Source organism: Deltaproteobacteria bacterium (genome assembly GCA_018668695.1).
GTDB lineage: Bacteria > Myxococcota > XYA12-FULL-58-9 > XYA12-FULL-58-9 > JABJBS01 > JABJBS01.
Genome location: JABJBS010000278.1, coordinates 1 through 13,103, shown reverse-complemented (window position 1 = coordinate 13,103; position 13,103 = coordinate 1). Strand labels below are relative to the sequence as shown.

The following is a 13,103-nucleotide window of genomic DNA, read 5'->3' as shown; positions in this document are numbered from 1 at the left end:
GGCCTGTCACGCCGGAGGCCGCGGGTTCGAGTCCCGTCCGCCCCGCCATTTCGACAAAGAAAACGTTCAGCTTAGCTGGGCGTTTTTTTTTGCCTAAATTCCGAGTCACTCCTCTCTCCCCGCACTCTAAACTCGCTTAAAACACCAACAATACTTATATATTCTAATCACTTAGACGCACCCTATTTTTCGGTATAGTCTTCTAGGACGGCGCTGGACCTGTGAGTTGATTCAAAGTGAGGTTACCCATGATATTTCCCCCATCTTTTAATCCCCAGAAGATTCAAGTCCCACACTTGATCACGATTCCCTATTCCCACTACTGCGAGCTCGCGCGATGGGCTCTCGAGCATACAAAAACCGAGTTTAGGGAAATAAAGTACGCACCGGGTTACCACACCAATCGCGTGGGTCATTTACGGCAAAATCGGTCAAACCGCTCCGAGACCAGCTTTGTTGGCCAAGAAAGCGGCGTGCATTCCGGTCGACGTAAATACGCTGTTCCATTGGTTTGTATGCCCGATGGTCAAATCCTACGTGATAGCTGGGAAATCCTGGAATTCTCCTGGGGCGCGGCAGAACCCAACTGGAGAAAACGGTTTGATCAGGAGCTTGGTATTTGTGTTCGGCAAATCATCTACCACGCAATTCTTACACCTGAAGGCAACCACCTCTTAGAAGAAATGCTCGAAGATGCGTCCCTCGTGGAGCGTGGTCTTTGGATGATTCTAAAAAACAAAGTTCGAGGGAACATCCGCAAACTCATGGCCATCACGCCTGAAAACGTCGCAGAGGCCCAAAAGAGAGTCACTCAACTCTTTAAAGAAATCAGCGACACGCTTGATCAACGCGGCGGTACCATCGCGTCAAACGAAGGATTTGGCCCAACGGAACTCGCCTTCTCGGCCTTGGCTGCTGCTTGTCTGCTTCCTGCCAACTACGCCAATGGAGCGGCGAGGCTTCCTGCTTTAGAAAAATTCCCGCAATCATTCATCGATTTCGCGACACAGTGTCGTGAAACACCAGCTGGTCAATTTGCTATGGATTGCTACGAGAATCAGAGAGTGACGGCTTAAATATGTCCGCCTGAGTCTTTAACGAATTGCTTCATCAAGGTCTCATCCCCGAAACGGTATTGATCAATTGCGATTCCAACCCCCGGGGGCTTACCACGGTTCTTGGTATCGTTCTCATCAACCACGTACATAATGGTTCCAACTACGTGGAGAACCCTCATAATCTCAAGCAGGTGCATCGTGAATTCGACCTTTTGCATCACCTTGAAGGGCTTGATGGTCGGAATGAAAATCTCACGATTTTTGAGATTCTTTTCGTACTCCATCACAAATTGCCACCGGGTCTCGTAGCTAATGTGCAAATCTTCTTGATAGTCACCTTCACGTTCTTCGTGATCTATCTCGCGGATAACCTTTTCAAGAAGCTCGATGTACTCTTCATTGCGACTTTGCAACTCGAAGCCCATCTCGTAACCAACCTTGCTGGTATCGGCTCTCTGTGCCCGCTTGCTCCACCGAACCTCGCCCATAAGCTTGATCGGGAAACGACCCGCCTTGATATCGAGGGTAACGATCTGCTTTACGTCAATGCTCGTCTTGGCGGATATAGCCATGCCTCCCGAGGAGAGGTCCAAGGTAAACCCAGTTACTCGCTTGGTACCCACCTTTACGGTGACCGGATACCGTTTTAAATAACGAGGACTTTTACGTTCTTTGAGAGTTCCCACACTCAATCCTTATTGCACAACATTCCCTGCGACCTGCAAACGAGGTCTATACTATGCTAGCGCATATCGAAGTCAAAACCGAGCCCCGTCTGCGGAAACCAACATTTACAAGAAAAACCATTAGGAACAATTACTTAGTGATTTTCAAACTATTTAGCTGGATACCATATCGGTGATGTCCAAGCACGTTCTCGCAAGGTTTTTCGGATCTCAGAATCATCGCAGGCACTCGGACGGCTCTCCCCGCTCAATCCCAGGCATGCCTGCGCGGTCCATCGACAGCGTGGATATTCAACCACCCGGACGTAGTAATAAGCGTGGGCACCGGGGTCAAAATCAGGATCTTGCCAATACGCGCAGAGTGTATCTGCACCACTGCCCGATGCAGTGCAGGTATTTTCATCAAGCTGATAATCCCCCGTATCGGTTACGACGTCATAAACTTTAACGCCCCGCTCACCGTCAGCCGTTACCCAACCTTTGATGATTTGGAGTTTTTCGAGTGGTACTCCTGCTGAACCCGAAACGTCAGATTCTCGCAGCGCAGATACAACAAACCCTGGAGCACCGCCGCTACCAATCAAATCCCCTCCCATGGGGACTCCATCGGCGTAACCCGTTTTGACCATATCCGGGTCATCACAAATGGTATTTTCGAAATCAAAGCTTCCAAAAAATCGAACCGTTATTTGCGGCCCGCTCGTCCCCCAAACTTCCTTACGGCGCATCGCTTCAAAAATCGCGTCACGGCTGTTTTCTTGAGCCCAGACACCTGTGATGCCACCGGGGCTAAATCGCCAACCACCTGCCGGAAGCGTATCTCCATCCATGCGAGCCACGGGAGTCACATCGTTCATACCAACGTGACCCTGCCATTTCTCTTCGGATACCGCGCCTGGGGTCCCGTTGTGAGTGTCTGTTGATGCCGTGATGCCTAGCTTAAATGGATTCACACCAAGTCTCTGCTGCTCGGCCATACCCTCAACCAAAACGTTTCTGACAAAATCCTGAGCATCCACACAGCCGCCGCCACTAATCCCAAGACTGCCCGGATTGCCTTCGCAATCTAAGACATCCTTCACGTGATATTTCTCAAAGTCGCACAGCTCATCATTAGCACCCAGTGAACCACTTAGGCCGTTCATGCATTCCGAATCATTCTTATGCTGATAAATCTCAACCAACGGCTCCATTCTTGCCCGAAGCTTAAGCGCCTCTTTCTGCTCTTCTTCGCTGTAACTTCTTGGATACTCCGGAGCGAAGAGATTACCGTTGCTTAAATTCGAATTATGCGGAATCACCAAGACGTCGCAGTTGCCCTCAGCAGCAGTACAGTTTTCATCCAACGCCTTCCAAAGCCCCTCACGACGTGGCTCTTCGTAATAGGAAGTCGGTAAAACGGGTACCTCCGCATTTCGGAAAATAACGTTACGGTGTAAATTCGCGACATTGGTTGCCGCAGAATATTCATAGCCGACAAATGACGTAAACTCGCAACTGCCACTTCTATCGTAAGCACCCTCAGCGGCTTCTTGAGTTCGCTGCCAAACACCCAATGCTTTTTCTTCGCAGTCCTCACCATTTTCACCACACAACCCCCAACGTTCAGGGCGGTCATCGGCCAAGGCAAAACCAAAAGTAAACGTTCCGCCATTACGTCCCGCTCGAAGAGATTCGCACTCGGTTGAGTTATACCCGGGTGCATCAGAATCCAAACACACTTGAACCTCGCCAAAGAATTCAGCGTGGTCGGTGACGGCGACAAAATCCAGGCCGCGGTCAAGCTTAACCGGAACAGTACCCACACCATTTTCATCTAATGGCGGCAAAAGAACCTGTCCCCCTTGGGCAAAGGCATAGGCATCATCGGGTGTGGTTCGAACATCTTGGGTAAAAGCATCAAACGAATAAGACGTGTGGACGTGCGTATCACCAAAGTAAGCGTTGCGCTCTTTGTTGAAGTCCGAGCAAGCTTCTCGCTCTTCTGTAAAATCGATTTCGTAATACTGTGAAATTTTACTTGAGCAACCACATACCATCGTCAAGCAAGCGATAAAACCAAGCCAACACGTTCGATAACCCAGTACACCGCCACTGTGCCCATTCCATATGCTGTGCATGTTCGTATGTTCCTTCCCCATGCTTCGTTTCGAACACGGATCCATTGAATACCCTGCCATACAACCCAGACAAAAAGAAGCTGGCCAACCTCTACCCCAACATTAAAGCTAACGAGAGCAATTGGAAGTTGTGAATCAGGCAAGCCCACTTCTTGAAGCGCTCCCGCAAAGCCCAATCCGTGCAAAAGACCAAAGCCAAAAGCAACCAGCCACGGCAAACGTTTAGAAAGAGTCTCCGAATCGGTTAAAACCTCATGCGCTAAGAGCACAATACTCAATGCGATGCAGGCCTCAACTGGCTCTGAACGCAGAGTTAAAAGCCCCAGCACGGCTAGCGCAAGCGTGATGCTGTGTGCAATTGTAAAGGCGGTCACTGCATAAATAAGTTTCCGAGCCGAGACTGTAATAAGCAAGAGTCCCAAAACGAAAAGCAGATGGTCTGGACCCAGTAAAATATGTTCAACACCAATGAAGATATAATCTTGAACCATCGCCCATAAACCCAAAGCAGCGCTGGGCGCTATTTGTGCCTCACGTTCGTCCCGTAACAAGAGAGTCAAAGATTCTCCCTCTAAGAACGATGCCTCAATCATGACATGGAGTCCTGGCGGGTCCGTGGGAAACTTAACCATCCCCAAGCCAACTTCAGAATTGCACAAGAGATAGGCCCGGGTTCGGGTTATGCCCTCTCGCGTAAGCCTTTCCGGCTCACCATCGAAGCTACAACTTTCAGGGAATTGAAGGTCATGGATTGTGGCGGCCGCGGCCGCTCGATTCACTTTCCAGAGAATGTCATAGCTGCTTGAGCTTTGCTGGGCCACCTTGAAAACCGCGAGAGATGAACCATGCCCCCAGGCAGTATTCACGCTCAATAAAATCCCAACGACTATCGTAATCAACCACCGGTTCATTGAGGCGCACTTTCCTCAACAACTCGATAGACTTTCTCCAGTTCCTCTAGCCTAAGCGTGAGGGCTTCGTTGCGCTTGTTATTTCGCCACACATTCTGAACTTGGTTGGCAACCGCATCAAGCGCAGGAGCCTCTCCCTGCGTGCGCTCCTTTAGCAGAACCAAGTGCTCACCAAAGCTTGATGTAATAGGCCCGTGCCATTGGCCCGGTTTTAGATCGAAAACCGCATCGGCAAAAGATTCGCCCAAGAGAGTATGAATGCGAGGGCGAGTAAGCCCAACCTGATCTCGCCCGTGAATAAATGGGTCACCCCGGATGGTCGAATCCCCGCTTCGCAACCCCTCTAAGAGTTTAGACATCGAACTTGGCGCCGGTTTGCCTTTCTTAAAAAAGACATGCTCGAAAGTGACAGTCGGCAGGACCTTAAAGACATCCGGGTTCTTTTCCAAGACACTTTCTAATTCTTGCCGTGTAGGTGACATAGCGGCCGCCTCATCCTCGGCTAAAAACCGCATCGACTGAATCAAGCGGCGTCTCATCACAGGGTCACTCTCGTCCAAGCCGAGTTTTTTGGCCTCCCGGTAAAGCATCTCATCTTCAACCCAGGTACTTATCAAACCACTAAGCTGCTCGGCATTAGGCACAACACCATGCTTTCTCTCAAAGTCAGCGGCCAATGCCTTTGTTAAACTTGTGGTGACGACAATGTCGCTCTCTGCACTCGTCAATCCGCCACCGGCCAAACAAAATAACGCACTGCCCAGTAGAACAAAGTGCAAGAGTGGTTCGCGTAACCATTTAACTATTCGAAGCATTTGTGAATTCCCCTGACCCGTATCGACCTCCGGCTTGTATATCCAACCCTGCCTTTCGTAAAGCGGGCAAGTTGGCTTTGAGACTGACTTTGTGGGTACGATGCTCCTATGGCTTCCGATGGCTCAGTAAAGCGTTCCACCAGTGAACAGCGTTCCACCGAATACTTTACGGGGCGCCCTCTCGGCGAGATTGTCCAGGCTCTCTACGGTGTTTCGGGCGAGACCATTGATGCCGCTCTCACACAACAAAAGAAATCAGGCCACAAGCTTGGCGATATCTTGGTTGACCAAGGTCACATCAGCCAAGAGCAACTTGCCGCTTGTCTTTCGGTCCTCGTTAAGCGGGAGACGACTTTTCTCTCACACGCCTTTTTATCACCTCTTAAGCAAAAGTGGTGGGGTCGCCACTTCCAACTTACGCTGGAGAGCTTTCTCGTCGCCCTGCTAACCATTGCGCTCATACCACGCTTAATTGGCAGCTCGGAAAGTGGACTCATCGCGATTTTCCTATTTTCGGCTGCGCTTACCACCCGATTTAACGTGGTCTTGGCTGACATCGATTTCAAGAATGAGGCAATTGATATCCTAGCGCTGTTCACTGGGCTCTTGTGGGCTTTTGTGGCGGTTACCGTGACCTCATCACCCAACGTTTTGATGCAATCTTACGGACTCATCATGGAGGCAGCTGGCATCAACCCTGCGGCGATGCGTGGGCCTGTAGCCATAGACTGGATCGGAACCTTTCAACATAACAGCGGGGTTCTTCTCACCGTCTTTATTCTCTCTTTTTTGTATCGAGGCTACGCCGCAGTTTTGATTCTCTCGTGGAATGCCTGTGTCTGGGGCTTAAGCCTGGCTTTTATGACGATGCACTTTTCTCAGGACGCGAGCGTTCTAGGAACCCTCGTCATCGCCGGTCAAATCGCACTTGCCATTCTGCCTCACTTGGGGCTAGAGGCCCTGGCTTATATTTGTGTTTCTCTGAGCGCGATCAAACTATCAAAATCTATTTTGTGGCAGCAAAATGATGGGCCTCATCATAGAAAGTACCTAATTCCCTGCCTTCAGGGAATTTTTGCAGGGATCGGTCTTCTGCTCATAGCGGCCATCGTGGAGTCTGTTGTCCCACATCAGATCCTATAAGCACCCATTCCCTACCACCGCCTCACTCTCGCAGACAAAGACGAACAATATTTGCTGTGTTAGCTTGAATATATCAATTGAAATCCAGGGTTACCGGGGGAAATTAAATGGACAACTCAGGCTTAGGTCTCCAGCATATTGTTTTCGGCACGCTAGTCGTGGCACTTGTTTTTGCAGTAACAGAACTAACACCGCAACCAGGTATGACCGGTCACGCGATGGATGTTATCAGCCCAACCTCGGCAACAATGGCCGCGGAATTGGTTGAGCCGACCCTTGCAGGAGCGGGACTCCAAATTATTGCCGAAAGGCAAGATTCAACGGTCAGTTTTGTACCAACTTCAACACTAAGTGAACTTGCTAACCAAATTGAGACGGCAGTTTCAACAACAGAGCGTTCGCAGCTCTTGGATAATTATCTGGAAATGGTCGACTCGCTTCCAGAAGGACCCAACCGTGAGTTTTACCTCTCGGAGCTTGCATCGCTAGAAGCACGTTAGCACGTTAAGTTATTTAACGTAGTTCGGTCTTTCTACGGTAGGAATACCGCCACTTCGGTAGTGCGCGACTGAATTGGCATAGTAAGCAACAATACGAGCGTCGTTGGGGTTGACCCTAACGGAGACACCTTCTTGGACAACGACGTGTCGTAATCCCAATCTCAGTAACGCACCTTCTACCATCCACTTCGCACCTTGCTCTTCGGCCACCACAATGGCTCCGAGGTCGCGGAACTCTTCTATGCCTTTTTCAACAGCCGCAGTTAATGCTTCTATCGTTATCAAAGGTTCTCTAACCAATACGTCACAGACCAAGCAAACGGGCGTTACTGGTATTAACAGCCCCACTTGATGCATGACGAGTTCACAGAACTCTGCCACATGGCCGCGTCGTTCTTTTTTCGCCAAAGAGAAAATATCGGTGCCACGCTCAGCGTGCCATTGGTCAAACGAGATAGGCTCCCCAAAGTGGACGGTTGCGTGCCCGTTTTTTCGGATTTGCCGTTTGTAGAACTTTAAAATGTTACCAAAAATGATTGCAAGGGTACTCCGCAACATACCCAGCTTCGTTGTCTTGGGCTTATCATCTCCCTCTCCAACCAATACCCGGTCTTCTAAAACTCTGTCGTAATTAATACCAACGGGAACAAAAAGCAGGTCCCGAGTAAATGAGCGGTCCTCCTTAGAGCACAGCATCGAGTCTAAGAGTCCAATTTTTGGGGGCCGTAAATATCCGTCGCGACTGAGTCCACCCTCAGGAAACATGGCCTGGGTGACTTCATTCTTCGTCACAACCTGCACGTAGCGGCGCAGCACCGTATGGTAAAGTTCCTCGCGGCACCCCCGCCTAAGAAAATAAGAACCGAAACTTTTAAAGACATACTCTAGAGGCCAGACCCTGGCCCACTCACCAACCGCGAACGAGAGTGCGACATTATCCCGCAGAACATAGGGTGCGAGTACAAAGTCGACATTAGAGCGGTGATTTAAGATGTAAACGACGCATGCTTTTTTATCGCGGCAGTTCTTTTTAACCCGCAATAACTCATCCTCACTGTATTCAACTCGATAGATGAAGCTTAGAAACGTATGCGCAATCCAGTACCCGAGCTTGTAATAAACAAGTGGTTTAAAAAATGGGACAATCTCTTCAATATAACGGTGAGCCTCCAGGCGGAGCCCCTCCCTCGTCCCCTTCCCCGCGGCAACCAGCTCTTCAATTTTCTGGCTAATAACGTGGTCATGATTCAGTAAAAGTTTGACCGCACTTTGCGGCGCGAATTTAAAAGCATCAAACTCAACTTTGAACCGGCGCAGTGCATCTTCGAATCGGCGCTCAGCCGCAGTGGCACGGCCCTCTCGGTTACGACGACGCAATCTGAGAATCGCTAGCCATAAGACAAGCAACGCCAGAACAGCTAAGCCTCCATAAATTGGTTCTATCACCTGCTTCATTCCCCCATTTTAAATATATTGTCCTCCCTGCCGCTTCCCCACGCAATAGCTGACTTTGGTAATGAACGGAGTCACGAATGCATCGGCTCGTTCCAAAATCGTTGACAGAACCGTCCAACGGTTCCTATGACGTGGGTGTGAACAAAATAGATCCCAAAAAGCCGTTATCCGGCCTTCGCATCGCTAGCTTTGAGAGCCGCCATAGCTCCAATATGGCCAAGCTTCTTGAGAAACGCGGAGCGACACCTCTCCAAGCTCCAAGCCTCCAAGAAGTGCCTTATCAAGACCACACTGATGCAATCGCCTTTGGTGAGGTGCTTTTGGCCGGAAACTGCAGCTGCCTCATAGTCATGACCGGTGTGGGGACGAAGATATTGATTGAAGCGATGTCGACGCGGTGGCCCCAAGAACTCATCGTTGCGGCTCTTAGCAAGGCGACAATCATTTCTCGCGGACCAAAACCCGTGGCCACTCTTAAGCAATATGGGCTAAAGCCTCTACTGGTCGCGGATCCCCCAAATACCTGGGAAAAAGTTCTGGAACTGCTAGACGACCAATGGCCAATAAGCCAAAAAAGAATTCATGTTCAAGAGTATGGCGCCCGCAACCAAGCCTTTATTGATGAACTTAAGAAGCGCCAAGCCGATGTCTGCCCTATTCCAATCTACGGCTGGCAGCTGCCCGACGACACCGGCCCGCTTCAAATTGCGATTCACGAAATCATCCAAGGCAAAGTCGACTGCATGGTCTTTACCAGTAGCCATCAAATATCCAACCTCATGCATGTCGCCAACGAAATTGGTCAGGAATCATCTTTGCGCCATGCCATGGAACGCGTCATCATCGCATCGATTGGACCTGTCACCGGGGCCGCTATTCGCAAACAGGGATTCACTGTAGATATCGTTCCGGAGAAGCACAAAATGGGTCATTTGGTGAAAGCAATTTCGGACGAAGCCCCTGAGCGTATTGCTCACAAGAAATCTAAAACTGCGCAGTAGAGAATTCAGGTAAGACCGTCATCGGACTTAAAAGCTTGCCCGAATAAGCATCCCCGAAACGACCCGCACTTGCCCGCTCCACAAAGAGAGTCATCATTGCCTCTAATGATTCTTGAAGCACCGCCGACTCAAGAACACCGAGCGCTCGAGCAACCGCCTCAAGAGTGGAGCAATGGGCAGGGTCAGTTTGTCGACGTAACTCATATTGACTCAATTCGCCTACGGGAAGACAAACTCTTTCAATAGGCAAAATTCCCAAATCACGGCAAAACATTCGACGCGACTGCCGCCAGCTTCCATCGGGCACTATGAGGGTCAGGGGTCTCTCGTCTTGAGTGTTAAACTCAGTAGACAATACCGTTGCGTTTGGATCGGGATAGAGGAGCACATTACGACGCTCATCATCCAGCAACCCTTGGGCATCGAGCCTTTCGCCCGACTCTCCCCCGCGAACGATACAGCGAGCTTGGGTAAGCGCCAGCGGTATTAAGTGACCGGTATTACTGGGCCTGCTTAATTCGCCGCAGTGCAAAACGACTTTCACACGGGTCTGAGACTCGATGCGCGGCACTTCGGCACATAAACAAAGCGGTTGATGCAGCCAGCAAGCCGAGCAGCGCTCTTGAATGGCTTCAGCCACGCACCACGCTCCCAAACGTCATTTCACCGAAGCGGAACGTCGGCTTAATTCCTGGGAAGCCCCAGTACGCAGAGAGTTCGGACGAAGGCACCACATTCGTGAAGTCTGGATTTCGCTTCGATAACCCAGCAATTTCTTTTTCCTGAACCATGGAGAGGTATTGGTCCAAGCCACCTTCCTGCGTATTCCCATTGAGAATAACCTCCATACCCGTTTCCATCGAAAATTTTCTGAGGCCAGGTATTTTGGATTGCTTCGGTGCATAGGAATCTGCTGAGATACCGTTCTCACTGCTCACAATCAGACCCTCGGGCGTATGGGTCACCACCGAATGATTGCCTTCGGTGTGCCCTTTCGTGTGAATCAGCGCAACGCCTTCACCAAGTTTAACATCACCATCCAATAAAACGACTTTGTCGGGCGAGATACCATCCAGTCCGGACGGGCAATACCAGTCTCGCTGCGGTGGCAAGAGTGCCAGAGTGGAGTCCCATTCTTGACGCATAATCAAGAGCTTCGCATTTGGAAAAAAAGCGGGTCGCCCACGGCATCCCAACCAACGCCGTAAGTCTTGGGTGTGAAGATGGTCGTAGGTGATGTAGTCAACGTCCTCCGCGCGAAGGCCGGCTTCACGCAGGCAGTCTTCAACCGTCCGAATTATCGGTGCCAAGAATTTTCGCATAGGCTTGTTAAATGGACCAAACCCGGCAGCGAGCCTCTTAAAAAAAGGCGTTTCACGGTTGGCCTCAAAATCCGCGGGGCCAACCAGAAGTGTCTTGATGCCAGCTGGTGTTTTATACTGAACGATGACCAACTTATTCAGTAAATGTAAGAATGGCGTAGGCACGGAACACGCATTTAGAAGCCCATAACGTGTTGGGTACGGTACATGAATGAGTTCAAACGAACGGTAATAAACAACCTGACTCTCAGCCAACATCTCCTCACGAAAGCCCTGCGCAGACTCGCGGATGGCCTGGAGGCGCTCCGATGGCATCGTTGATTGCCGAGCAGTCTTAAAATGAGATGAATACTCGATGTCGGGATAATTCTCTAAGCCGTCTTTTTGAGCCATGATGCCCTCCTCTCACTTCCTTGCGCCAAATTTCTCGCGAAACGATTTACGTGCCTGCTTGCGAATCAAAGTTCCAAGCTTCATTCCCAGGTCGGGAAAGAGACTTGCCATCCGAGCCATTTGAGCTCGGCCTGAGTAATTTGGAGCCAAGAGAGTCTCGAGAGTTTTATTGGGTAAAACATCCTCTACAATCGCTGCGACAACTTCATCCGCGGTAAGCGGCTGTGGTCCAGAAAATGTAAGAGATGCTTCCTCATAGTCTTTTTGTAAATCCAACATCGGTGTATCAACCGCATCAGGGCACACACATGACACATCAACCCCATGCTCTTTTAAGTCTAGCGCCGCCGACAGTGTAAACCCGCGTACTGCGTGCTTCGAGCCGCTGTAGACCGCCAAACCTGGTACCGGCGTTACGCCCGCAAGCGATGCCATGTTCACGATATGACCTTCTCTTCGCATGACCATATGCTTGGCGGCTGCCATTGTGCCGAGCATCACACCCTTCACATTGATATCCAGATGTTTCTGAATATGGGCCTCGTCGATTTCATGAGAATAGCTGGGAATGAGAATTCCGGCGATATTCAAAAGGACATCAAGCTTCCCCCAACGCTTCACAACCGACGCCACACATGCATCCCAGGATTCGGCCGAGCGCACATCATGTGCGGCCAACATCATCCCACGGCTCTTATCCCATCCATGCACTCGTGCCGCCGCATGAAGTCCGTTCTCATTTACATCTGTGGCGAGAATACGATGCCCTTCTTTGAACAACCTATTCGTTAGCTTCAGGCCAATGCCGCTCGCGGAGCCCGTAATAATTATCGTTTTTACAGTCATACTGCACCCTACGGTAAAATCACCGCACTTTTCAATGCTTTGCCTAGCCGCCACCGAATCCTTCTGATAGCACCCAACCCATGTCTAAGCCTGTAGCAGACCCAATTCCCACCAATGTTCAAGCACTTGGCCTTGTAGCACTGGGCGCTATGGCGATTAGCTGGGCTGCACCACTCGTGAAAGTCATTGAAGCCGCACCCTCAACCATTGGCTTCTACCGGTTGGCTTTTGCAACTCTTTCGCTGGTTCCTTTCGCCTTGATGGCCTTGCGAACCAAGCCCAGACCCAAAAGCTACAACCCGCTTTTTTGGGCTGTTTTATCAGGCATCGTATTCGGTTTTGACCTGGCACTCTTTCATAGAGCAATCCTGCTCACCGGAGCGGGACTCGCAACGCTACTTGCCAATACTCAAATTTTTTGGGTCGCCATTATCTCCGGCACTCTCTTGAAGGAAGCGCCACCCAAAAACTTTTTAATGTGGTCTCTGGTTGCGATTGCAGGTGTAGCCTTACTCACTGTGCCCGGTCTCCTCAATCAAACCCTCGACCCCACCGGTATTCTGATGGGGGTTGGAACCGCCTTCTTTTACGCAAGCTACATACTCTCGCTGCGGCAAAGTCAAAGTGTTGAGGGTGCTTGGCCTATCTCCGTCAATTTAGTTATCTCTTGCCTCTTTGGTGCCATTACTTTGTTTAGCGTGACTCTCTTTACGAATGAGAGCACGGCGTTCCCCGATTTTCGTAATCTCATGTGGTTGCTTGTATTAGGGCTGGCTGTCCACGTGGGTGGGTGGGCGTTGATTAGCAAAGGGATGCCTCAGTTACCGGCCCGCATAAGCTCGATGACCATATT

The 13,103-nt window shown here is 50.3% G+C and carries 13 protein-coding genes; 5 read left to right on the top strand and 8 right to left on the bottom strand.

What is annotated here, in order from left to right:
• The first annotated feature begins 248 nt into the window (after window positions 1-248).
• Window positions 249-1,076, top strand: a complete 828-nt coding sequence (locus HOK28_14825; protein ID MBT6434370.1) for a hypothetical protein — start codon at window positions 249-251, stop codon at window positions 1,074-1,076.
• Here HOK28_14825 and HOK28_14820 read toward each other — a convergent pair.
• The 4 genes from HOK28_14820 to HOK28_14805 all read right to left on the bottom strand — a co-directional run bounded on the left by HOK28_14820 (window position 1,073) and on the right by HOK28_14805 (window position 5,590).
• On the bottom strand, window positions 1,073-1,744 hold the full coding sequence (locus HOK28_14820) for a hypothetical protein (protein ID MBT6434369.1): 672 nt from the start codon (window positions 1,742-1,744) through the stop codon (window positions 1,073-1,075). The two genes, HOK28_14825 and HOK28_14820, sit on opposite strands and share 4 nt — an antisense overlap.
• A gap of 149 nt (window positions 1,745-1,893) precedes the next feature.
• On the bottom strand, window positions 1,894-3,864 hold the full coding sequence (locus HOK28_14815) for a DUF3604 domain-containing protein (GenBank protein ID MBT6434368.1): 1,971 nt from the start codon (window positions 3,862-3,864) through the stop codon (window positions 1,894-1,896).
• A complete protein-coding gene (locus HOK28_14810) occupies window positions 3,786-4,775 on the bottom strand; it encodes a HupE/UreJ family protein (GenBank protein MBT6434367.1) in 990 nt (329 codons plus the stop codon). The genes HOK28_14815 and HOK28_14810 overlap by 79 nt, the downstream gene beginning before the upstream one ends.
• Window positions 4,772-5,590, bottom strand: coding sequence for a peptidyl-prolyl cis-trans isomerase (locus tag HOK28_14805; protein ID MBT6434366.1), 819 nt, complete (start codon window positions 5,588-5,590; stop codon window positions 4,772-4,774). The genes HOK28_14810 and HOK28_14805 overlap by 4 nt, the downstream gene beginning before the upstream one ends.
• Before the next feature lie 108 nt (window positions 5,591-5,698).
• On the opposite strand from HOK28_14805, the gene HOK28_14800 reads away from it, so the two are divergent.
• A complete protein-coding gene (locus tag HOK28_14800) occupies window positions 5,699-6,733 on the top strand; it encodes a hypothetical protein (GenBank protein MBT6434365.1) in 1,035 nt (344 codons plus the stop codon).
• Window positions 6,734-6,840: 107 nt separating this feature from the next.
• Window positions 6,841-7,233, top strand: a complete 393-nt coding sequence (locus tag HOK28_14795) for a hypothetical protein (protein ID MBT6434364.1) — start codon at window positions 6,841-6,843, stop codon at window positions 7,231-7,233.
• Window positions 7,234-7,242: 9 nt separating this feature from the next.
• On the opposite strand, the gene HOK28_14790 is transcribed toward HOK28_14795, so the two are convergent.
• The gene (locus HOK28_14790; protein ID MBT6434363.1) at window positions 7,243-8,688 is read right to left on the bottom strand and encodes a hypothetical protein; all 1,446 of its coding nucleotides are present in this window, start codon (window positions 8,686-8,688) and stop codon (window positions 7,243-7,245) included.
• 77 nt (window positions 8,689-8,765) lie between these two features.
• Here HOK28_14790 and HOK28_14785 point away from each other — a divergent pair, with 77 nt between their 5' ends.
• Window positions 8,766-9,689: a uroporphyrinogen-III synthase gene (locus HOK28_14785; protein MBT6434362.1), complete on the top strand. Its 924-nt coding sequence runs from the start codon at window positions 8,766-8,768 to the stop codon at window positions 9,687-9,689.
• Here HOK28_14785 and HOK28_14780 read toward each other — a convergent pair.
• The 3 genes from HOK28_14780 to HOK28_14770 all read right to left on the bottom strand — a co-directional run bounded on the left by HOK28_14780 (window position 9,673) and on the right by HOK28_14770 (window position 12,250).
• Complete coding sequence (locus tag HOK28_14780) at window positions 9,673-10,329, bottom strand: DTW domain-containing protein (GenBank protein MBT6434361.1); 657 nt, start codon at window positions 10,327-10,329, stop codon at window positions 9,673-9,675. The two genes, HOK28_14785 and HOK28_14780, sit on opposite strands and share 17 nt — an antisense overlap.
• Window positions 10,322-11,326 carry a hypothetical protein gene (locus HOK28_14775; GenBank protein ID MBT6434360.1) on the bottom strand — a complete coding sequence of 335 codons (1,005 nt, stop codon included), beginning with the start codon at window positions 11,324-11,326 and terminating at the stop codon, window positions 10,322-10,324. Before HOK28_14775 ends, HOK28_14780 begins: the two co-directional genes overlap by 8 nt.
• Before the next feature lie 90 nt (window positions 11,327-11,416).
• A complete protein-coding gene (locus tag HOK28_14770) occupies window positions 11,417-12,250 on the bottom strand; it encodes an SDR family oxidoreductase (protein MBT6434359.1) in 834 nt (277 codons plus the stop codon).
• Window positions 12,251-12,330: 80 nt separating this feature from the next.
• Between HOK28_14770 and HOK28_14765 the strand changes: the two genes are divergently transcribed.
• Window positions 12,331-13,103: DMT family transporter (locus tag HOK28_14765; GenBank protein ID MBT6434358.1), on the top strand; the 773-nt coding region annotated here is incomplete at its 3' end.

What these genes read in the sequence shown, in the direction of transcription:
- HOK28_14825 (MBT6434370.1), top strand. Translation starts at nt 249, where the DNA reads ATGATATTTCCCCCATCTTTTAATCCCCAGAAGATTCAAGTCCCACAC.
- HOK28_14815 (MBT6434368.1), bottom strand. Translation starts at nt 3,864, where the DNA reads ATGCACAGCATATGGAATGGGCACAGTGGCGGTGTACTGGGTTATCGA.
- HOK28_14810 (MBT6434367.1), bottom strand. Translation starts at nt 4,775, where the DNA reads ATGAACCGGTGGTTGATTACGATAGTCGTTGGGATTTTATTGAGCGTG.
- HOK28_14805 (MBT6434366.1), bottom strand. Translation starts at nt 5,590, where the DNA reads ATGCTTCGAATAGTTAAATGGTTACGCGAACCACTCTTGCACTTTGTT.
- HOK28_14800 (MBT6434365.1), top strand. Translation starts at nt 5,699, where the DNA reads ATGGCTTCCGATGGCTCAGTAAAGCGTTCCACCAGTGAACAGCGTTCC.
- HOK28_14795 (MBT6434364.1), top strand. Translation starts at nt 6,841, where the DNA reads ATGGACAACTCAGGCTTAGGTCTCCAGCATATTGTTTTCGGCACGCTA.
- HOK28_14790 (MBT6434363.1), bottom strand. Translation starts at nt 8,688, where the DNA reads ATGAAGCAGGTGATAGAACCAATTTATGGAGGCTTAGCTGTTCTGGCG.
- HOK28_14785 (MBT6434362.1), top strand. Translation starts at nt 8,766, where the DNA reads ATGCATCGGCTCGTTCCAAAATCGTTGACAGAACCGTCCAACGGTTCC.
- HOK28_14775 (MBT6434360.1), bottom strand. Translation starts at nt 11,326, where the DNA reads ATGCCATCGGAGCGCCTCCAGGCCATCCGCGAGTCTGCGCAGGGCTTT.
- HOK28_14770 (MBT6434359.1), bottom strand. Translation starts at nt 12,250, where the DNA reads ATGACTGTAAAAACGATAATTATTACGGGCTCCGCGAGCGGCATTGGC.